At 66.2% G+C, this 21,064-nt stretch carries 17 protein-coding genes; 3 read left to right on the top strand and 14 right to left on the bottom strand.

The window, feature by feature from the left end; genetic code table 11:
- Positions 1–42: 42 nt before the first annotated feature.
- The 10 genes from AC3QL3_RS20645 to AC3QL3_RS20600 form a co-directional block, all read right to left on the bottom strand.
- Positions 43–1,323 carry an acetyl-CoA C-acetyltransferase gene (locus tag AC3QL3_RS20645; protein WP_492895994.1) on the bottom strand — a complete coding sequence of 427 codons (1,281 nt, stop codon included), beginning with the start codon at positions 1,321–1,323 and terminating at the stop codon, positions 43–45.
- A gap of 91 nt (positions 1,324–1,414) precedes the next feature.
- Positions 1,415–2,347 (bottom strand): class I SAM-dependent methyltransferase, encoded by a 933-nt coding sequence (locus AC3QL3_RS20640; RefSeq protein ID WP_492895993.1) that lies wholly within the window; start codon positions 2,345–2,347, stop codon positions 1,415–1,417.
- 99 nt (positions 2,348–2,446) lie between these two features.
- Positions 2,447–3,220 carry a hypothetical protein gene (locus tag AC3QL3_RS20635; protein WP_492895992.1) on the bottom strand — a complete coding sequence of 258 codons (774 nt, stop codon included), beginning with the start codon at positions 3,218–3,220 and terminating at the stop codon, positions 2,447–2,449.
- A 104-nt stretch (positions 3,221–3,324) separates the two neighbouring features.
- Positions 3,325–4,722 carry a nitrogen regulation protein NR(I) gene (gene ntrC, locus AC3QL3_RS20630; protein WP_492895991.1) on the bottom strand — a complete coding sequence of 466 codons (1,398 nt, stop codon included), beginning with the start codon at positions 4,720–4,722 and terminating at the stop codon, positions 3,325–3,327.
- 32 nt (positions 4,723–4,754) lie between these two features.
- Positions 4,755–5,795: a two-component system sensor histidine kinase NtrB gene (locus AC3QL3_RS20625; RefSeq protein ID WP_492895990.1), complete on the bottom strand. Its 1,041-nt coding sequence runs from the start codon at positions 5,793–5,795 to the stop codon at positions 4,755–4,757.
- A gap of 47 nt (positions 5,796–5,842) precedes the next feature.
- A complete protein-coding gene (locus tag AC3QL3_RS20620) occupies positions 5,843–6,436 on the bottom strand; it encodes a 1-acyl-sn-glycerol-3-phosphate acyltransferase (RefSeq protein WP_492895989.1) in 594 nt (197 codons plus the stop codon).
- The gene (gene arfB, locus AC3QL3_RS20615; RefSeq protein ID WP_492895988.1) at positions 6,433–6,858 is read right to left on the bottom strand and encodes an alternative ribosome rescue aminoacyl-tRNA hydrolase ArfB; all 426 of its coding nucleotides are present in this window, start codon (positions 6,856–6,858) and stop codon (positions 6,433–6,435) included. Before arfB ends, AC3QL3_RS20620 begins: the two co-directional genes overlap by 4 nt.
- Positions 6,859–6,882: 24 nt before the next feature.
- Positions 6,883–7,677, bottom strand: coding sequence for a hypothetical protein (locus AC3QL3_RS20610; RefSeq protein ID WP_492895987.1), 795 nt, complete (start codon positions 7,675–7,677; stop codon positions 6,883–6,885).
- Positions 7,647–9,323: a ubiquinone biosynthesis regulatory protein kinase UbiB gene (ubiB, locus tag AC3QL3_RS20605; RefSeq protein WP_492895986.1), complete on the bottom strand. Its 1,677-nt coding sequence runs from the start codon at positions 9,321–9,323 to the stop codon at positions 7,647–7,649. Before ubiB ends, AC3QL3_RS20610 begins: the two co-directional genes overlap by 31 nt.
- On the bottom strand, positions 9,320–9,982 hold the full coding sequence (locus AC3QL3_RS20600) for a ubiquinone biosynthesis accessory factor UbiJ (protein ID WP_492895985.1): 663 nt from the start codon (positions 9,980–9,982) through the stop codon (positions 9,320–9,322). The genes ubiB and AC3QL3_RS20600 overlap by 4 nt, the downstream gene beginning before the upstream one ends.
- Before the next feature lie 95 nt (positions 9,983–10,077).
- Between AC3QL3_RS20600 and AC3QL3_RS20595 the strand changes: the two genes are divergently transcribed.
- Positions 10,078–11,496 carry a hypothetical protein gene (locus AC3QL3_RS20595; protein ID WP_492895984.1) on the top strand — a complete coding sequence of 473 codons (1,419 nt, stop codon included), beginning with the start codon at positions 10,078–10,080 and terminating at the stop codon, positions 11,494–11,496.
- Positions 11,497–11,552: 56 nt separating this feature from the next.
- On the opposite strand, the gene AC3QL3_RS20590 is transcribed toward AC3QL3_RS20595, so the two are convergent.
- From AC3QL3_RS20590 to AC3QL3_RS20580, 3 genes are all read right to left on the bottom strand, one after another.
- Positions 11,553–11,954 (bottom strand): DUF4156 domain-containing protein, encoded by a 402-nt coding sequence (locus tag AC3QL3_RS20590; protein ID WP_492895983.1) that lies wholly within the window; start codon positions 11,952–11,954, stop codon positions 11,553–11,555.
- 93 nt (positions 11,955–12,047) lie between these two features.
- Positions 12,048–14,873: a M16 family metallopeptidase gene (locus tag AC3QL3_RS20585; RefSeq protein ID WP_492895982.1), complete on the bottom strand. Its 2,826-nt coding sequence runs from the start codon at positions 14,871–14,873 to the stop codon at positions 12,048–12,050.
- A 182-nt stretch (positions 14,874–15,055) separates the two neighbouring features.
- Positions 15,056–16,393, bottom strand: coding sequence for a PQQ-dependent sugar dehydrogenase (locus AC3QL3_RS20580; RefSeq protein WP_492895981.1), 1,338 nt, complete (start codon positions 16,391–16,393; stop codon positions 15,056–15,058).
- A gap of 170 nt (positions 16,394–16,563) precedes the next feature.
- On the opposite strand from AC3QL3_RS20580, the gene AC3QL3_RS20575 reads away from it, so the two are divergent.
- Both AC3QL3_RS20575 and AC3QL3_RS20570 read left to right on the top strand, forming a co-directional pair.
- The gene (locus AC3QL3_RS20575) at positions 16,564–18,567 is read left to right on the top strand and encodes an outer membrane protein assembly factor BamB family protein (RefSeq protein ID WP_492895980.1); all 2,004 of its coding nucleotides are present in this window, start codon (positions 16,564–16,566) and stop codon (positions 18,565–18,567) included.
- Between the two features lie 61 nt (positions 18,568–18,628).
- The gene (locus tag AC3QL3_RS20570) at positions 18,629–20,170 is read left to right on the top strand and encodes an outer membrane protein assembly factor BamB family protein (protein WP_492895979.1); all 1,542 of its coding nucleotides are present in this window, start codon (positions 18,629–18,631) and stop codon (positions 20,168–20,170) included.
- 15 nt (positions 20,171–20,185) lie between these two features.
- Here AC3QL3_RS20570 and AC3QL3_RS20565 read toward each other — a convergent pair whose 3' ends face one another.
- On the bottom strand, positions 20,186–21,052 hold the full coding sequence (locus AC3QL3_RS20565; RefSeq protein WP_492895978.1) for an NAD(P)-dependent oxidoreductase: 867 nt from the start codon (positions 21,050–21,052) through the stop codon (positions 20,186–20,188).
- Between the last annotated feature and the right edge of the window lie 12 nt (positions 21,053–21,064).

The raw sequence follows: 21,064 nt of genomic DNA, 5'->3' as shown, positions 1-21,064 counted from the left end.
AAAGGCGGCGGGCGTGTGTCGACTGCTGCCGCGCTCGTCGGCTCAGGGACGTTCTACGATCGCCGTCACACCCATGCCGCCCGCCGTGCAGATCGAGATCAGGCCGCGGCCCGAGCCCTTGTCTTCCAGCAGTTTGGCCAGCGTCGCGACGACGCGTGCGCCGGTCGCGGCGAACGGATGGCCGGCGGCTAGGCTGGAGCCGTTGACGTTGAGCTTGGTCGGATCGATCGCGCCGAGCGGTGCGTCGAGGCCGAGGCGATTCTTGCAGTAGTCGGCCGACTCCCACGCGCGCAGCGTGCACAGCACTTGCGCGGCGAACGCTTCGTGGATTTCGTAGAAATCGAAATCCTGCAGCGTCAGCCCGGCTTCGGCGAGCATGCGCGGCACGGCGATCGTCGGTGCCATCAGCAGGCCTTCGCCGTGCAGGAAGTCGACCGCGGCGACGCGCGCGTGCGTCAGATAAGCCTGCACCTTGAGCCCGCGTTCCGCCGCCCACGCATCACTGGCGAGCAGTACGGCGGCGGCGCCGTCGGACAAGGCGCTGGAATTGCCGGCGGTCAGCGTGCCTTGGCCGGAGGTCTTGTCGAACGCGGGCTTGAGCGACGCGAGTTTTTCCAGCGTGGTGTCGGGGCGAAGCACGTTGTCGCGCTCGACGCCGCGGAACGGCACCACCAGATCCTTGAAGAAGCCGCGCGCGTACGCCGCGGCGAGCTTCTGGTGACTGCCGAGCGCAAGTTCGTCCTGCGCCGCGCGCGGGATCTTCCATTCGCGCGCCATCAGCTCGCAGTGTTCGCCCATCGACTTGCCGGTGCGCGGCTCGGCGACGCCCGGGAAGGAGGGTTTGAGCTCGGACAGCGAGAAGCCTTTGACCGCCGTTTCGAGTTTCTCCAGCGGCGTCTTGGCGCGATTCACCGTCAGCAGCCGTTGCTGCAAGTTCTTCGAGTAGACGATCGGCACGTCGCTGGTGGTGTCGGCACCGCCGGCGATGCCGGCATCGATCTGTCCGGCCGCGATCTTGTTCGCGATGATGATCGCGTTGTCGAGCGAGGTGCCGCAGGCGCGGGCCGTGGTGATGCCCGGCGTCGTCGCGGCGAGGCCGGAGGACAGGGTTGCCTCGCGTGCGATGTTCCAGTCGGAGGAATGCTTGATGACCGAACCGAACGCCACTTCACCCAATTCGACGCCGTGCAGGCCGAAGCGTTCGACCAGACTGCCGAGCGTCTTCACCGCCATGCCGAAATTACCCACGTCCGCATAGGCGGAGTTGTTGCGGCAGAACGGAATGCGCACGCCGCCGATGATGCCTACCCGTTTCGAGCTCACGATCTACCTTCCGTATCCGCTGCGTTCGTCCTGGTCAGCGCCGTCTGTCGACTTCGCCGGGGCATTGTATGCCGAGCATGATGAACGCGTCTCAGCGCAGTTCCTCGGGCAGAGGTCCCCAATGCGCTTCGTTGTGGCGCCACAGTTCGCGATACCAGACGCGGAACATGGCGACCTCTTCGCCGCGCGCATCGTCGCCGAGCGCATCGAGCATGACTTTCGGCGGCAGCCCTTCGCCGGTGACTCGAATCATCGCGTCGAACAGCTCGGTCCACAGCGGCGTGTAGGCGATGCGCGCAGAGTCGCGCTGGATACGCGCGCGCTCGGTCGCCGCATCACGACCACCGCCGGGCTTGACCGCGACAGCCTGCACCCACGGCGACTCGCTGAAGATGGCCAGCGGCTCGAAACCTGCGCGCTGCGCGAAGATGCGCACTTCTTCCGGTGTAGAAAACTGGTTGCGTGCGACGTCCTTGCGCTGCCCTGGGTCGGCGTTTCGGTGCTGGCCGACTTCGAGCGCGAAGCGCCGCCAGCCGACCTCGCTGGAGATGTTCCAGGTATCGAAGAACAGCAAACCACCCGGCTCCAGCACGCGCGCGAGTTCCTCCAGATAGAGGTAGAAGTCTTCCTTGTCCATGTGGATGAAGACGGCGACGCAGTAGGCCTTGCTGAAACTCGCGGACGGCAGGGTCTCCAAGCGGCTGCGCTTGAGTTCGGTCAGGCCGACGTTGTTCAAGCCCTTCAGCCGCTCGCGTGCGACGCCGAGCATGTTGGCCGAGATGTCGGCGCCTTGCCAATGCGCGATGTTCGGCGCGAGTTCGCGTCCGATACGGCCGACGCCGCAGCCCAGTTCCAGCACTCGATCGTTCGGCGTGAGGTCGAGAGCACAGGCCACTTGGCGCGCCGTATAGGCACCGGTCAGGCGCGCGACGTCTTCGTTCGCGCTGCCGTCGACGGCGATGAAGGCGCCGGTAGTCGTGCTCGCTTTGTCGTCCCAGAACGACTTGTAGTTGGAGGGTTCCATCAATGCTTCGGCGCCGAAAAGGAGCGGAGATAGTACTTCGCCTCCGCTCCGTAGCGCCACAGATCGTTCGAGCGCTGCACTTGCCACTCATCGAACATTTTAGTCTACGAATTCAACGCTCAGGTTGTTGAATTCAATGGACCAGTTTGTATTTGGGTTAGTATTGCTAATGACGCGGCCAATTCCCCAGCCTCCAAGGTCAGTTGGAATTTCAGTTGTTACGTCTAATGCAAACCCCTGGTGAAGTAAGGTTCCGGTAGAGCTCAATATGGAATAAATGACATTGAAATTCTGACCTTGAATGAAATTCGTCTTGCTAGCAAAAATATCAATGTGATAAGTGGTGTTTTCGTTCAGTCTTATATTAGCAGGGCCAGTTCCACCGGCTGAGCAGCTCGCCGGGTAAAGTTTATTTCCCGTGGGCCTGAAGGATTCAATTTCTATAATGTTGGAAGCCGAGCAGCCACTGGGGGCTCCGGATACATTTCCGATGCTTATTCCTCGGCCTACGAGATATCCCGCGCCGCTACCTGGTGTAGGAGGGGTTGGATTGGAATTCTGCCACTTCGCGAGTAATAAAATTGGCAGGTGCGCAGACGGCTCCGCGGTAAAAAATCCATTCGATTTGAAGTCAAATCTCATGATCATCGTCGTCTTTCCCGCCGGAACCGTCCCGCTCGGAAAGCCGAAAATATTCAGGCCGTCCGCACCACCGCCGCTCGGTGCAGAACCTGAGGCACCCAGTGTCGGTCCCTGCGGGCTTTGGATCGTCGTCAGTCCGTTACTCTTTATATATTTCCAGTTTCCATAATTTGTGGCTAATGCATTTCCACTCAGGCACAGTCCAGCCGCCAACAGCGCGATCGTTTTCATGATGTGTTTCTGTTCATGCGGCAAAAATGCCGCTCGGGCAGCGTACGCAGTGCTTGTTTCCAAACCGCGAAGCGCTAAGCGCTTTCCGCAAAGCGATGCGGCGGTCACGTTTTTCGGCGCGAGCTGCCCAGCTTGCGCGTCATCGTATTGCGGCTGAGGCCGAGCGACTTCGCCGCATGCTGACGATGGCCGCCATGGGCGGCGAGCGCGGCCTCGAGGAGCACTTGTTCGAACTCGGCCAGCGCTTCGCCGTGGAGGTTGTCGGCGCCGGCGGCGAGCGCCCCCTCTGCCCAGGCGCGCAGCGCCTCGCTCCAGCGCGGAGATTCCAGCGTCAGCCCTTGCGCGATCAGCGCCGGCGGCAGATCGCCGCGACCGATCTCGCGTCCCGGCGCGAGGACGGCGAGGCGGCGGCAAAGGTTCTCCAGCTGACGCACGTTGCCGGGCCAGTCGTAGTCGCGCAGCGCGGCGAGCGCGGCCGGTGCGAAACGCTTCGCACCGGTGCCGCTGGTGCTGCAGGCTTGCCGGAGAAAATGCTCGGCCAGGACGGGAATGTCCTCACGCCGCTGACGCAAGGCGGGCAGTTCCAGGCGCACCACGTCGAGTCGGTGCAGGAGGTCGGCGCGAAACTCGTTGCGCGCGACTTTGGCGTCGAGATCCTGGTGCGTCGCGGCGACGATGCGTACGTCGGCGCGAATCAGTTCGCGGCCGCCGACCCGGTAGAACTCGCCTGCCGCGAGCACGCGCAACAGGCGCGTCTGCAAGGCCAGCGGCATGTCGCCGATCTCGTCGAGAAAGAGAGTGCCGCCCTCGGCCTGCTCGAATCGACCGGCATGGCGCCGCGCCGCGCCGGTGAACGCGCCGACTTCGTGGCCGAACAACTCCGATTCGAGCAGCTCGGCCGGAATCGCGGCGGTGTTCAGGGCGAGGAACGGCTGCCGCGCACGCGCGCTTTCGCGATGCAGCGCACGTGCGACCAGCTCCTTGCCGGTCCCGGTCTCGCCGCTGATCAACACGCTGAGGCCGCTGGCCGCGACGCGGCCGATCGCACGAAACAGTTCGCGCATGGCCGCGCTGCTGCCGATCAGCTCCGGTTCGTCGATCGCCGCCGCTACCACCGCCGGCATCGGCGCGCCGCGCGGCTGCGCCAACGCGCGGCGTGCGGCGGCGACGGCTTGATCGAGGTCGAACGGCTTGGGCAGATAGTCGAACGCGCCGAGGCGGTAGGCCGAAGCGGTCGAGGCGACATCGGTGAACGCGCTCATGACGACGACCGGAACGCGCTGTTCGCGCAAAGACAATCGCTCGAGCAGCTTGAGCCCGCTCGCGCCCGGCATGCGCACGTCGGTGAAGAGCAGGTCCGGCGCGGCCGTCTCGAGCGCCGCCAAGGCGGTCTCTGCATCGACGAATTCGCGCACCGCGAAGCCGGCTTCGCGCAGCGCGGCATTCAGCACCAGGCGCACGCCGCGGTCGTCGTCGACGATCCAGATCGAGGCTTCGCTCATGATCCGCTGTCCGTTGGACTCTTTCGCCGCATTCAGGCCTCCGCCTCGCCGAGCGGCAGCAAGAGGCTGAAGACGGTCGCGCCGGGACGGCTGACGTAAGCGAGTTCGCCGCCGTGCTCGCGAGCGATTTCACGTGTCAACGCGAGGCCGAGGCCGGTGCCGTCGGCTCGGCCCGAAACCAGCGGCTCGAACAAGGTGTCAGCCAACTCCGCCGGTACACCGCAGCCGTCGTCGGCGAAATCGACGCGCAGCGCGAAGCGCGGTCCGTGCTCGCCCAAGCGCGCGCCGTGTTCGACGCGAGTACGCACGGTCAAACTGTGCGCACCGGCCTCGGCCGCGTTGCGCGCGAGGTTCAGGCAGGCCTGTTGCAAGCGATCGGCGTCGGCGGCCAGCAGGGGCAGGCTCGGGTCGTAGTCGCGGCGAATGCGTAAGGCGCCTGCTTGCGCCGACAGCAGTGCGGCGACGCGTTCGATCACTTCGTGGATGTTGACGCGCGCGAGGTGCGGTTTCGCGCCGACTTTGAGCAAGCGGTCCGACAACGCGGCGAGACGGTCGACTTCGGTCACGATCAGCTGCGCCAGCTCGTTCAGCGGCGGCGCTTCCAGACGCCGCTGCAGCAGTTGCGCCGCGCCGCGCATGCCGGCGAGCGGACCTTTGACCTCGTGCGCGAACCCGCGCAGCGATTCGGACAAGCGCAAGCTCGAATGCTCCACCGGTGCCGACTGCACTTCGACCAGCAAGGTGTCGCCGTCCAGCGGCGTCAGCGCGAGATCGGCGGCGCGGTCGCCGATGGCGCTGCGCAGGCGGGTGTCGCGCAGCCAGATGCGACGCTCCTCGCCGAGCGCGCGTGCCGCAGCTTCGGCCAGCCGCGGTGGTTTGGCGTCGAGCAAGGCCAAGGCTTCACCGCGCCAGCTGCGCGTGCCCGCGCCCAGCCAATCGTGCAGGCTGGGATTGACGGCACGCAGGACCAGATTGCGATCGACCAAGGCCATCGCCGTCGCGCAGGATTCGAGCGCGGCCCAGGCGGCGCTGACGGAATCGGAAGCGTTCGAGCGGAGCGGCGGCGCGGACATTGCACCAGTTTAGTGCATGCGCTGCGGCAGGATCGCGCAACCCGCGCTTAGACGTCGTGGTGACGTCCGCGATAGGGTCGGTAGAACGCGCGCAGCGCGGCCAGATCGGCGTCGAGGTCGTCGCTGGGGCGAAACAGTGGTCCGACACCGATCGTCTTGGAGCGGTAGTCGAAGTAAATCGGCAGGATCGGCACGCCGGCGGCGCGCGCGATGTGCCAGAAGCCGCTTCTCCATTTCGCCACGCGCTTGCGTGTGCCTTCCGGTGCGATGCCCAGCCACAGCCGTGGGTTGGTGCGAAATCGCGCGACCATCTGCTCGACCACGCCATGCGTCGCGTCACGTTCGATCGGGATGCCGCCCAGGCGGCGCAGCAGCCAGCCGAGCGGGCCGCGGAACAGCTCGCGCTTGCCCATGAAGGAAATATCGACGCCGACGGCCACCTTCATCAGCAGTCCCCACACGCCGTCCCACCAGGAGCTGTGCGGAGCCGCGATCAACACCAGTTGGCCGATATCCGGGAAGGTCCCGGTCAGACGCCAACCGGCGCGATGCAACAGCCAAGCGCACAGCGTGCGCCAAGGGCTCGCTGCGAACTGCGGCACGCCGTCGGGCAGCGGCGCGAGGCCGCTGCCCTGGCTCATTCGTGGCCCCAGTCGCGCGGACCACGCGTGCGCTTGATCGCCGAGCGCGTCTTCTTGGCGTCGATGCGGCGTTCTTTGGAGGCCCGCGTCGGCCGTGTCGCGATGCGCCGCTTCGGCGCGCTGAGCGCCGCACGCACGATTTCGGTCAGGCGCGCCCGTGCGTCGTCGCGGTTCTTGGCCTGGTCGCGGAAGCGATTGGCCTGGATCACCAGCACGCCGGCGTCGGTCAGGCGGCGGTCGCGGCGTGCCAAAAGCCGTGCGCGCACGGCTTCGGGCAGTGCGCGCGAGCCGCCGACGTCGAAGCGCAACTCGACCGCGCTGGCGACCTTATTGACGTTCTGGCCGCCGGGGCCGGCCGCACGTACGAACCGTTCGACCAGTTCGTCCTCGGGAATCGCCAGAATGTCGCTGATTTCGAGCATGCGACATTCTACGGCCACCCGGGCCTATTTCTGGGGCGGCAGAGCGAGGACGTCGCGCGCGCTGTTGGCCATGTTGGTCGCGGTGGTGGTGAGCGCTTCGAGGCCCTTGGCGTTCTTGTTCTGCGCGAAGCGCTCCATCGAACCGCGCATTTTCCGCAGATTGTCGCCGCAATACTTCGCATAGCTGACCAGGCGCGGATCGGCTTTCCCCAAGGCCGCCGCCTGGTTCGCCTGCTGGCACAAATTTTCCGCTTCCTGGATGACCGGACCGGCGGCACCCAGATCGACCGAGACATTGGGCGTATGGAAAACCGGATCGGTGAGGGGTTTTCCCGGGGCGGGCGGAGCCTGGCGCCGCGCCATCATGGCACCCTGGAGACGGGCCTCGGCCAGATCCATCGCACGGCGCACGGTCTTGGGAGCGCTCACGTCGGCGAAAGTGAACTTGTCCGGATTGCGCGATGTGTCGCCAATCCATCCGTCCATCTTTTCGCGGCAAGCCTTGCGCCCTTCCTCGCCGGCCGAACGCATCGGCAGATCTTTCAGCAATTGTGTATCGCCTGACCAAGCGCGCAGGCATTCGATTGCGGGCCCATCGAGGGAGGCGTTCGCATCCGCCGGATTGGCGCGTTCGCTGCGCAGCAACGCGCCGAGCTGGGCATCGGTGGGTTCGCGCAGGCGCGAGCAGGCGCTGACGCCGAGTACGCAGGCGATCGCGATCAAGAGGAATTTGTGCATGGTGGAAATCTCCATCGAAAACGTCGAATCAAAGACAGTTGAATCAAAAATCAGCTGCGCCGGCGCGCCGTGACGAAGCACGCCGCGGCCGCGGCAACACCCAACCAAGCCCCCGGCGGCAGGCCGGCAAAGCGCGCGGATACCGGGGCGAGTATGGCGTAGGCGAGTGCGGCGACCAGCAGCGACACGCCGAGCGCGAGCCATACCGCCACGCGCTGGCCACGCCGAATGCGCAGGTCCAGCTGCTTGAGATCATCGGAAGCGATGCGAAGTTCCAAGGCGCCGGTGCCGGCCTTGGCCAGGAAGTCGTGCACCAGCTGCGGCATGTCGGGCGCCGCGGCCAGCCACTCGGGCAGGCGCCGGCGCAGCGCCTTGAGCGCGGCGCGCGGACCGCTGCGACGGCGCCAGATCTGCTCCAGCACCGGTTTGGCGGTCGCCCAGATGTCGATCTGGGGATGCAGCAGGCGCCCGACGCCTTCGATGTTCAGCAGGGTCTTCTGCAGCAGGATCAGTTGCGGCTGCAGGGTCAGCTCGTGCCGGCGAGCGACCTGGAACAGCTTGACCACCACCTCGGCCAGCGAGATTTCCGACAAGGGCCGCGTGAAATACGGCTCGCACACCGTGCGCACGGCGGCCTCGAGTTCGTCCAGACGCGCGTGCGCCGGCATCCATCCGGCGCGGATGTGCAGCTCGGCGATGCGTGCGTAATCCTGATTGAAGAGCGCGAGGAAATTCTCCGCCAGCCAGTATTGGTCGCGCTCGGGCAGCGAACCCATGATGCCGAAGTCGAGCGCGATGAAACGCGGATCGTGCGTGCGCGTGGCGTCGACCCAGATGTTGCCGGCGTGCGCATCGGCGTGGAAGAAGTTGTCGCGAAACACTTGCGTGTAGAACAACCGCACCCCCTTCTCGGCCAGCGCGACGCGGTCGATACCGGCGGCGTCGAGCGCGGCGAGGTCGTCGACCGGGATGCCGCGTACGCGTTCCAAGGTCAGGATGCCGGCGCTGGTGTGGGACCAGATCACCTCGGGTACGTAGAGGTCGTCGGAGCCGGCGAAATGGCGGCGCAGCAGCGAGGCGTTGGCGCCTTCGCGTTGCAGGTCGAGTTCGTTGGTCAGCGTCGTTTCGATCTCCGCCACCACCTCGCGCGGGCGCACCTTGTCCGCATTCGGGTGGAAGCGTTGCACCAGGCTGGCCAGCGCGTGCAGCAGTGCGACGTCGTCGGCGATACGTGCGTGGATATCCGGACGCAGGATCTTCACCACGACTTCGCGCGGTGGCGAGGCCGCCGTCGCCGGCAAGGTCGCCGCGTGCACCTGAGCGATCGAGGCGGACGCCAGTGGCCGCTCGTCGAAACTGGCGTAACGCTGCGCGATCGGCGCGCCGAGTCCGCGCTCGACCGCGGCGCGGGCGAGCGCGGAATCGAACGGTGCGACCTGGTCTTGCAGGCGAGTCAGCGCGTCGGCGATGTCGGCTGGGATGAGGTCGCGGCGGGTGGACAGAATCTGGCCGAACTTCACGAAGATCGGGCCGAGCTCGGTCAAGGCGAGGGTCAGCCGCTCGCCGCGCGGCAGCGCCGCTATGTCCGCGCGCGCTTTCGGCAGCAAGGCGCGAGCAAAATTCAGCGGACGGAAACGGTGGCTCGCGTCGACCAGTTCGTCGAGCCGGTAGCGCACCAGCACACGGGCGATGCGCAGCAAGCGCGGAATCTGCCGCCAGCTGGTCATCGCGCGGAGTTCCCCGCGGCCAGGGCGAGTCGGCGCATACGGGCGTCGAGGCGGTCCGTGCGCTCGCGCAGCGAGTCGACTTCGTCGAGGAACGACTCGAGCTCGGCCCGTGCGACCAGGTCGCGTCCCTCTTCGCTCAAGAATTCGGCGGTGTCCTGCGCGAAGCCGCGCGCCGCCGCGCGCGCGCGCGTAAGCGCAGTGCGCAGCGCGCGCGCGAGTTGGAAACCGAACACGTCGCCGAATGCGCGCGCGAAGGCTTCGTCGAAATCCGGTGTGAACCGTGTCGCGATGCGTTCGAGCCGGCGCGCGAGTTCGGCGTCGCCGGCGATCTCGACGCGGCCAGGCGCGAGCGCGCCTTCGCCGCCGCGTGCGAGCGCCAATGCGAGCAAGGCGCCCGGCGTGGCCGCGACGCGCAACGCGCTGTCGCCTTCGAACGCAGGTCCGACGCGCAGGCGCGCGCCGCCGACGGCGAGGCGCAGAGACGGCAGCGCACCCTTGAAGTCGACCGTCAGCGCCCGCCCGTCGAGCGTGGACAATTGCGCCGTGGTTTCGGCATCGAGCGCGACCAGCCGGTTCAACGCGGCTTCGAGCGCGCGGCCGAGCACGGCGAGGATGGGATTGGGCGCGCGCGCGGCGCCGCTGGCGGCAGGTTCGGGCATGAGGCGCGATTCTACCCGCCCGCTCCGGCGAACGGCCGATTCGCCGCCTCGACTCGTCGCGCCACACCATACGGTCGCGGTGCATTCACGTAACGATGCCGTCGGCGCGGCAGAATGGCTGCGCTCTCTCGCCGCAGCAGAGGTGTCCGATGATCCGCACATGGTTGGCGCTCGGTGCGCTCGCGCTCGTCTTCGGCGGCGAGCTGCATGCTTCACAGCAATTCAGCGGCCAGGCGCCATCGGGCGCGTGGTATCGCATCGAGGCACCGGACGGCTGGAAGCCGGGCGATGCGCTGGTGCTGTTCCAGCACGGCTTGGATTTCGATCAGCCGACCGGCCCGCCGAGCCTGGGGCCGTTGAAATCCTTGATGCTGTCGGAAGGCTATGCCATCGCCGCCAGCGCATTCAATCAACGCGGCTGGGCGATGTTCACGGCGATCGATGACAACCGCGAACTGCTCGCCGTGTTCGAAAATCAACTTGGCCGGCCGGGTGAGATCGTTCCGTTCGGCGGCTCGCTCGGCGGCCTGATCGCACTGAAGCTGGCCGAAGCGCCGGGCTTCCCGCCGGTGCACGCGACCTACTCGCTGTGTCCGGCCGCCGCCGGCTCGCGCATCTGGGATACCGCGATCGACGCGCGCCTCGCGTACGACGTGGTCTGCAAGGACGCCGGCGAACTCGAGCGCGGCTCGCCGCCGCTGCCGTGGGCGCTCGATCTGGACGACATTCCCGAGGACCTGGGCGACCTGCAAGATCAGGCACAGGTGTTGCCGACCTTGGTCGACGTGGTCCGCTGCACCGGCATCGGCCTGCCCGATGCGCTGCGTAACGATGCGATGGACCGCCGGCTGCAGGAATTGATGGCGTTCACGCAGATCACCGACGAGAAATTCTTCATCACCAACATCGGCTATTCGATCTACGTGATGAGCGATCTGGTGCGTGCGCCGGACAAACTCGGCGGACACAACCCTTTCACCACCGACGGCGTCGACTACGGCAGCGACGTGAAGATTCAGGCCGAGATCGCGCGCATCCGTGCCGAACCGCGCGCCGCGGCACGCTTGCGCGAGGTGTCCGATTTCCGCGGTGAGGTGGGCGATGCGAAGGTGCTGTCGATGCACACCAGCCGCGACCAGCTGGTGATTCCGTCCAATCAGGAGTTCGTGCGCAAAGTCCTGCCGGCCGATCAGCTGACCAGCGTGATCGTCGACGAGGCGCAGCCGTCGCATTGCGGTTTCAGTACACCCGAAGGCATCGCCGGCTGGGAAGCGCTGCGTGCCTGGCGCGACGGCGCCGCGCAGCCGAGCCCGGTGTCGCTGCAGCAGTTGTGTGAGCAGATCATCGCCGGCGGCCAGGCCAGCGGCGAGTGCCGCTTCGATCCGGCTTCGGAAGTCGCCGAGTTCGACAGCATCGTGCGTGCACGCGGAGCGCCGACGCTGCAGCCGCCGACACGTTCGAATCGTCCGCTGCCGCCGCGGCTACCGGTGCACGGCGTGCGCGCCATGCCCTAAACGCGCACTACGCGTGGACTTGGCAACCGGCGAGCGCGCGACGCGCTCGCCGGGGCTCAGTGGCTTTTGACCGGGAAGGTTTCGACCGCGCCGTCCTTGCCGCGTTGTTCGATTCGCATCGCGGGTTTGTCGCGAGCGGCCGGTCCGCAATGGAACGCGCGCCAAGACTGTTCGCCGTCTTGCGGATCGCCGACCGGCTGCACGGTGTCGGCGCCCAAGCGCGCTGCTTCGTTGCGCGCCATCACTTCCAGTTCGTCGCGCACCTTGAGGTCGCCGCGATTGATCGGGCCGACATGATCGGCCACCGACACGGTGACCTTGCCGACCTCCTTGCAACCGGTGCCGACGTCCTGGTTCCAGGCCGTGCGCACCTTTTCACCGCCCGAATCGAGCTTGATGCCCCAGCTGCAGGCAGCCAGCGGTGCGGCCAGGAGCAAAGTCAGTAGCGAACGCGTCATTTCATCCTCCGGCCTCGATATTCGCCTCTCCCGTTGGCGGAAGAGGTCGGCGTGCGCGGCACCGCGCACGCCATCATCCCTGATTCGCTATCGCTAGCGCAGCGTCTTGCCTTCGGCATCGATGATCTTGACCTCGCCGAGCTTGAGATCGCGAATCGGCTTTTCGATCTTCTTCAAATCGCCGACCACGACCCAGGTCAATGCATCCGGCTTGACGATCTCGACCGCGGCGGCCTGCACGGCGGCGTCGGTCTGCGCTTCGATGCGCGGCTTCAATGTCTGCACGTAATCGTCGGGACGATCGTACAGCACGATGCTGCTGAGCGCGCCGAGCACGGCGGCGGTGGTCTGGTACTCGCCCGGCATGCTGCGCACGTCGCCGACCTTGATCTTGTCGATCTCCTCGTGTGTCAGCGGCTTCGCTCCGATGACGTCCTTCGCTTCGCGCAAGATCTCGGCCACCGATTCGCCGGTCTTGTCGGTCTGCACCGGCGCATACATGAGATAGGGACGCTGGCCGAGCGCATTCTGCAGGAAGCTGAAGGCGCCGTAGGCCCAGTGCTTGTCCTCACGCAGATTCATGTTGAGGCGCGAGGTGAAGCTGCCGCCGAAAGCGCCGTTCATGGTCTGGATTTCGAGATTGTTCTTGGCCTTGGTCGACGGCGCGACGACGCCGGCGAGGATCAGCGACTGCAGCGCGCCGGGGCGATCCATCAGGAACACGCGCGGCTTGGTCGGCGCGGCGACGTCGGCGATGTTCTTCTTCGGCCGCGCGGAAGCGGCCGGTTTCCAGTCCCCGAACACTGCGTCGAGCTTGGCCACGATCGCTTCCAGCGTGGTATCGCCGGCGACCAGGATCTTGGCGTTGTCCGGCCGCACGAAGTCGCGCACATAGGCGCGCAGGTCGTCTTGCTTCAACGATTGGATCGAGGCCTCGGTGCCGGAGCCGGTGAACGGAATCGCGTACGCATGACCCTCGCCGTACAACAGCGGCGGCAGCGTGCGCAGGGCGAGGCCGGTCGGCTGGGTCTTCTCCTGCGCGATGCGCGCCAGCCACTGGCCACGCACGCGCGTGATGTCGGCGTCGCGGAAAGCGGCGTTGCGGACGATGTCGGCGTACAGCTTCAGCGACGGCTCGAGCTGCGAGCTGAGCGCGTTCAAGCTGACGCTGGAGGTGTCGAGGCCGGAGCCGGAACCGATCTCGGCACCGAGACGCTCGGCGCGCCGAGCGATCTCGAGCGAGTCGAGCTCGGCCGTGCCTTCATCGAGCATCGCCATCGTGAATGCCGAAGCGCCGAGCTTGCGGCCCTGGTCGGAGGCGTAGCCCGCATCGAACAGCATCTGCATCTGCACGGCCGGAATCGCGTGGCGTTCGGCCAGTACGACCTCGATGCCGTTCTTCAATTTACCGCGCTGCAACTTCGGGAAGGTCAGGTCGGGGAAGCTAGCTACCGTCGGCACGCCCTTGCTGCGGTCGACATCGGATTTGACCGCGCGGAATTCCTGCTTCTCCGGCAACTTCGCCTGCGGCCGGCCATCGAGTTCGGCGCGACCGGGTTTCTCCATCTCGTCTTCGTTGGAGAAATCGGCGTCCTTGGGCGCCGGCGTCACCGTCAACGTGTAGTCGCCCTTGGCCAGCCACTTCTTCGCCGCGGCCAGCACTTCGTCCGGCGTCGACGCTTCGATACGCGTCAGATCGGTCTTGTACGCGGCCGGATCGTTGCGATAGATCTGGCCCTCGGCCAGGATCGAGGCCTTACCGTTGACCTTCTCGAGCGAGCGGATGAAGTTCGCGCGCGTACCGACTTTGACGCGGGTCAATTCGTCCGCGTTCGGACCTTCCTTGAGGAACTTGTTCCATTCGTCGGCGACGGCGGCCTCGACCTTGGCCGGATCGGCGCCGTTCTTGACGTCGACTTGCAGCTGGACTTGTGACGCCAGCGCGAACGACTGCAAGCCGACCGCGACGCTGTCGGCCAGCTTGTCTTTGTAGACGAGACGCTCGTACAAGCGCGAGGTCTTGCCGCCGCCGAGCACGGCCGCGGCCAGCTCGAGCCGGAGTTCGTCCTGATCGCCGAGCGCCGGCACATTCCACTGGCGATAGATGCGCGTCTGCGCGACGTGATCCTGCATCGTGTCGCGCGTGGACTCGCTGCGTTCCGCGGTCCACGGCTGCTGCCGCGGCACCGGCGGCCCGGCCGGGATATCACCGAAGTACTGCGTCATCTTCTGCTTGGCGACTTCCGGCGTGATGTCGCCGACCAGCGCAACAGTCACGTTGGCCGCGCCGTAATAGGCGCCGAACCATTGCTTGACGTCCTCCAGCGACGCGGCGTTGAGATCCTTCATCGAGCCGATGGTGTCGTGGTGGTAGGGATGATTGGCCGGATACGCGTTCGCGCTGATGCGCTGATCGACACGTCCGTAGGGCTGGTTCTCGCCCTGGCGCTTCTCGTTCTGCACCACGCCGCGCTGCTCGTCGAGTTCCTTCGTACCGATCGCGCCGAGCAGATGGCCCATGCGATCCGATTCCATCCACAAGGTCATGTCGAGCGCGGTGGTCGGCACGGTCTCGTAGTAGTTGGTGCGGTCGAACCAGGTGGTGCCGTTCTGATCGGTCGCGCCGGCCAGTTCGAACGGGCGGAAGAATTCGTCCTTGTGGTTCTCCGAGCCCTGGAACATCAGATGCTCGAACAGATGCGCGAAGCCGGTCTTGCCCTTCGGTTCGTCGGCCGAGCCGACGCGATACCAGACGCTGACCGCGACCACCGGTGCCTTGTGATCCTCGCTGACGATGACGGTCAGGCCATTGGGCAGCGTGAAGCGCGTGAATGGGATGTCGATGCTGTCCGGCGCGGCGGCGGCCGCACCCTGGGCCAGGCCGAACGACAAAGCGACGGCGGCGATCTGCTTGCGCATGGGGGCTCCTTGAGAGGTCCGGCGAGTCCATCGAGGCCGGGTTGGGACGGAAAAGAACGCGCCGCAGGCTAACCGCGCCGCCGGCTAGCCGCAACGGACGGACGTCACGAGCCCGGCGTGAACCAGGCGGGGGCAATGAAAAAAACCGTGTCGCCGATCGCGACGCGATCGAGCGGCGAACCTCAGCCGCCGTCGAAGCCGTCTTCGAAGATCACGTCGGTCGAGCTGGCGGAATGGAAGCGGTAGATGTTGCCGTTGTTGCCATTGGCGACGTAGAGGTTGCCGTCGTCGTCCTCGCCGAAGCTGTAGGCCGCGATCGACGGCGCGCCGCCGAGAATTTCATAGGTCCACGGCGCGACGTTGGCACCGGCATTGGCGACCACATAGATGTCCGCGCTGCAGTAGTCGCTGAAGATGTATTGCCCGCGCAGCGGTGCGATCGGACCGCGGTAGATGTAGCCGCCGGTGACGGCGCAGCCATTGGTCGCTTCGTGCGAATAGTCGAGCTTCGGCGACACGCTGCCGGCCGGCCCGGTGCAACCGGCCGTACCGCTCGGATAGCTGTGCAGGCCTTCGCACTGGCTCCACTGGAAGTTCTGGCCCGGGCTGCCAGCCGCTTGGAAGGAGATTTCTTCGTACACGTTCTGGCCGACATCGCCGATCAGCATGTCGCCGGTCTGGCGGTCGAAACTGAAGCGGAACGGATTGCGGAAACCCCAATTGAAAATTTCGGCGCATTCCTGCGGATGCGTGCCGACGTCGACGAACGGATTGCCCGGCGGGATCGCATACGGCGCCGGCTGGCCCGGCGTCGCGCCGCAGAAGTTCGCCGGCGCGGAGGCGGTGCTGCGGTGCACGTCGAGGCGCACGATCTTGCCGAGCAGATAATAGTTCGGCCCGTTGCCGCTGGTTTGGTGGCAGCTGTTGGGATTGTTATCGGCCTTCTTGCGTCCGGTGCATTGCGCGAAGCCGTGCGGATTGCCTTGCGGGCCGCCGTCACCGATCGACCAGTTCAAATAACCCTGGGAATCGAAGTGCAGATCGCCGCCGTTGTGGTTGCTGGCGAGGTCGGGCACGCGCAGGATCACTTCGCCGGTCGGATTGGCGACATCCGGATCGCCGGCCGACACGGTGTAGCGCGCGAGCACGTGATCGGGGCTGGTGCCCAGCATCGAGTCGCTCCCCGGTGCCGAATAGCTGACGTAGAAGGTGCCGTTGGTGGCGTAGTTCGGATCGAAGGCGAGGCCGAGGATGCCTTGCTCGCCGCCGCAGCTCGCATTCACGGCGAGGAACGGGGTGGCCAGCAGAGTGCCGTTCTTGACGATGCGGATATCGCCGCAGCGCTCGATCACGAACACGCGGCCGCTGCCGTCGCCGGCGCCGCGCATCGCGATCGGCTGCACGAATGCGGTCGTCGCATTCGGCCAGCGCACCAGTTCGAGATCGGCCGGCGTGATCGCGGCTATTGCGGGCGCCGCGGCGCTGGTCAAAAGCAGGCCCAGCCAGTGTGCGCTGCGCATAGTCGTTCTCCCGTTCGGCGAACGGGTCTTTTAGCACGCGGCCATGTAGATTTGTATTGTTCGAGTGCTCACTCTTGTCCAGCCGCAAGACGTGGCAATGGGCGTACGATGTCGGCTCCGCGAACGATGCGCCGAACTCCCACGGCGCCGCCATCCGCTCGGAGCCTCGCATGCGCACGAAGACGCTGTTCCAGGTAGGCGTGCTTGCCGCCTGCTCTGTTTCCTCCAGTCTGTTCTCCACCAGCGCATACGCGGTCGACTGGCTGCAATGGGGTTACGACCCCGCGCACAGCGCGAACAATCCGGACGAGACGACGATCAGCGCGGCGAACGTCACGCAGCTGACGCGCCGCTACCAGATCACGATGAGTTCGAACGCGAACGTCGCGCCGGTGTTGGCGCGTGCGATTCAGACACCGAGCGGCAGCAAGGACCTGCTCTTCGTCACCGCGCAGAACGGCCGCCTGACTGCCTACAACGCACTCGATGGAACGGTGGTCTGGACCGCCGGCACCACCACGACGTCTCCGATCATCACCGACAGCTCGCCCGCGATCGATCCGAACCGTCAGTTCGTCTACAGCTACGGCACCGACGGCAAGGTGCACAAGTACGGTATCGGCGACGGCGTCGAAGTCACCGGCGGCGGTTGGCCGCAGATCGCGACGCTCAAGCCGAGTGTCGAGAAGGGCGCGTCCGCGCTGTCGTTCGCGAGCAGCGGCGGCAATACGTATCTGTACGCCATCAACAGCGGCTACGTCGGCGATGCCGGCGACTATCAGGGACATCTGACCGCGATCAATCTCGCCAGCGGCACGCAGAAAGTGTTCAACACGCTGTGCAGCGACATCGAGATTCACATGGTGTTGAACGGCAATCCCGGCACCAACGATTGCGACGAGCGGCAGAACGGCATGTGGAGTCGCCCCGGCGCGACCTACGATGCGGCCACCGACCGCATCTACATCACCACCGGTAACGGCCTGTTCAATGCGCACACCGGCGGCATGCACTGGGGCGACAGCGTGCTCGCGCTCAAGCCGGACGGCAGCGGGCGCGGCGCCGGCTTGCCGATGGACAGCTACACGCCGACCAACTACAGCCAGCTCGACGGCCAAGACATCGACCTCGGCTCGGCCTCGATCGCGATTCTGCCGGTGCCGGCGGCCAGCAGCGTGCAACACCTGGGCTTGCAGACCGGCAAGGATTCCAAGCTGCGCCTGATCGACCTCGACGACATGAGCGGCACCGGCGCACCCGGCGGTGTCGGCGGCGAGATCCAGCTGATCGACGTGCCGCTGAGCGAGTTCTGGATGAAGACGCAGCCGGCGGTGTGGGTCGACCGCCACGGCGACGGTACGACTTGGGTGTTCATGGCCAACGGTTCCGGATTGTCCGGCCTCAAGCTCGTACTCGACGCATCCAATCGGCCGTTCCTGCAATCGACCTGGACCAAGAGCGCGGACGCGACCTCGGCGATCATCGCCAACGACGTCGTCTACCACGCCGGCTCCTGCTCGGGCGGCGACTGCCTGTTCGCACGCAATCCGCGCACGGGCGATGTGCTGTGGACGTCGCCGACGGTCGGAAACCTGAAATGGCAGAGCCCGATCCTGGTCAACGGCGCGCTCTACATCGCGGCGGGTAACAAGCTGAACCGCTTCGACCGCGGCGAAGTCGCCGCCGCTCATGTGGTGACGCCGAGTGCTGGCACACACGGCAGCCTCGCTCCGTCCACCCCGCAGACGGTCGAGGAAGGCGCCACGACGAGCTTCGAAGTGACGCCGGATGCGCACTATCGCATCGACACCGTCAGCGGCTGCGGCGGAAGTCTGAACGTCAGCACTTATACAACCGCCGCGATCACGGCCGACTGCACGGTCACGGCGAGCTTCGCGATCCTCACCCATACCGTCACGCCGGCGTTCACGGCCGGCGGCAGCGTGGTGCCGGCGACCGCGCAGACGATCGACGACGGCGCCAGCGCCAGCTTCACCATCACGCCCGACAGCCCCGGCATTGCGTTCGAGGCCAGCGGCTGCGGCGGCAGCTTGACCGGCAACGTCTACACGACGGCGGCGATCAGCTCCGACTGCACGGTCACGGTGACGTTCTCCGCCGACGACTGGATCTTCCGCGACGGTTTCGATTTGCTCACACACCTGTCGCATTGAATTGATGCAATCTCCACCCGCCGCCGCGAACGCGCGGCGGCGGCTGCAAAGGAGATCGTCGATGTCCCAAATTCCCTTCATCCGCACCGGCCTGTCGCTCGGCCTGGCGGCCTTGCTGGCGCCGGCACAGGCGGCCGACTGGCCGCAGTTCGGCTACGACGCCGCGCACAGCGGCTTCAATCCGCTCGAGAACGCGATCAGCGTCGCCAACGTGGCGCAGATGCAATCGGTCTATCCGAACGGCGCCGCGCTGGCGTCGTCGGTCGACAGCGCGCCGGTCTACCAAAGCGGCGTCACTACCCCGAACGGGATCAAGAATCTCCTGTTTCTGCTCAGCAAGAACGGCCGCCTGATGGCGGTCGATGCGGCCAACGGCAGCACCGTCTGGTCGAATACGAACAGCGGCAACCAGCCGACCACGGCGTCGCCGGCGATCGATCCGAACCGCCAGTACGTCTACAGCTACGGCCTCGACGGCAAAGCGCACAAATACCGCATCGGCGACGGCGTCGAGGTCACCAGCGGCGGCTGGCCGCAGACGATCACGTTGAAGACCAACGTCGAGAAAGGCGCCGGCGGTTTCACCATCGCGAGCAGCGGCGGTGCGCAGTATCTCGCCGTAGTCACCGACGGCTACATTGGCGACGGCGGCAACTACCAAGGCCATCTGGTCTCGATCAATCTCGCCACCGGCACGCAGAAGGTGTTCAACGCGGTGTGCAGCGACCAGACCGTGCACTTCGACAACAACAACGACTGCGCTACGCACCGCGGCGGCATCTGGGGGCGCGGCGGTGCGACTTTCGATGCGGCCACCAACCGGCTCTATCTCGCCACCGGCAACGCCCAGTTCAACGCGAACACCGGCGGCCGCAACTGGGGCGACAGCGTGCTCGCCGTGGCGCCCGACGGCAGCGGCAGCGGCGGCGGTCCGCGCGACAGCTACACGCCGTCGACCTACCAACATCTCGAGGATGCCGACATCGACCTCGGCTCGGTATCGCCGGCGATCCTGCCGGTACCGGCCGGCAGCGCGATCGCGCATCTGGGTTTGCAAGCGGGCAAAGACGGCGTGCTGCGTCTGCTCAATCTCGACGACCTCAGCGGCCAGGGCGGTGCCGGTCACGTCGGCGGCGAGCTGCAGGCGCTCGACGCGCCGCAAGGCAGCGACGGCTATCCGGGCGACCGCATGCGCGAACAGCCGGCGGTGTGGGTCAATCCTGCCGATCATTCGACCTGGGTGTTCGTCGGCAACGGCAGCGGCATGTCCGGCCTGCAGCTCGGTCTCGACGCGAACCATCGGCCGATGTTGACGACACGCTGGACCAAGGGCGGCGCGGCGAACGCGTCGAGTTCGCCTGCCGTCGCCAACGGCGTGCTGTTCAACGCCGGCGCCTGCGGCTCTGGTTCGGGCGTTTGCGTGAACGCGCGCGACCCGTTCAGCGGCGAGGTGCTGTGGAGTTCGCCCACCATCGGCAGCATCCACTGGCAAAGTCCGATCGTGGTCGACGGCGCGGTCTACATCACCGACAACAGCTCGAAACTTTGGAAGTTCGCGCCGCCGCTCGGCGACACGATCTTCGCCAACGGCTTCGACGGCTGACGCGCGGCTCCGGCTTCAGCGCTTGCGCTTGAGCCGGATCAGCGCCGAGATGTCTTCTTCGCCGCGGCCTTGTGCGAGCAGCACGGCGTAGTCGGCCAGCGACTGCTCGATCACCGAGCGGTCGGTGCCGGCGGCCAGCGCGAGTTCGCGCACGATCTTCAGATCCTTATGCAGCAGCGCGAGTTTGAAGCCGACCGCGAACTGGTCCTTCAGCATGGTCGCGCCGCGCTTGTCGAGGAACCAGTTGCCGGCGGCACCGGCGGCCAGCGTGGGCAGTAGGCGATCCGCATCGAGGCCGAGTTTTTCCGACAGCGCCAGCCCTTCGCACACGGCCTGCGCGATGCCGGCGACCAGCACCTGATTGACCGCCTTGGTGTTCTGTCCTGCGCCGACCTCGCCCATGTGGCTGATCTTCGCCGCATAACACTCGAGTGCAGGCCGCGCGCGTTCGAGCACGTCGGCGTCGCCGCCGACCATGATCGACAGCTTGCCGTTCTTGGCACCTTCGACGCCGCCGGAAACCGGCGCGTCGACGAATTCGCAGCCGCTTTCGGCGAGGATCGCGTGCGCCGCTTTCGCGGTCACCGACGACACCGTCGAGTGATCGATCACCACGGTGCCGATGCGCGCGTGCGTGGCGACCTCCTGCGCGAGGTGCAGCACGTCGGCATCGGCCGGCACGCACAGCGCGATGATTTCGCAGCTCTGCAGCAGTTCGGTCAGTTCGGCCGGCGCGGCCACGCCGAATTCCGCCGCCAATGCGGCGGCTTTGTCGTGCGAACGGTTCCACGCTGCACGCAAGAGCCCGGCGCGCGCGAGGTGACCCGCCATCGGCAGGCCCATCGCGCCGAGTCCGACGAAGCCGACGTTCGGTTCACTCATGCGTCATTTTTC

Source organism: Dokdonella sp. GW821-FHT11D02 (assembly GCF_058808595.1).
This window is presented reverse-complemented; position numbering and strand designations above follow the sequence as displayed.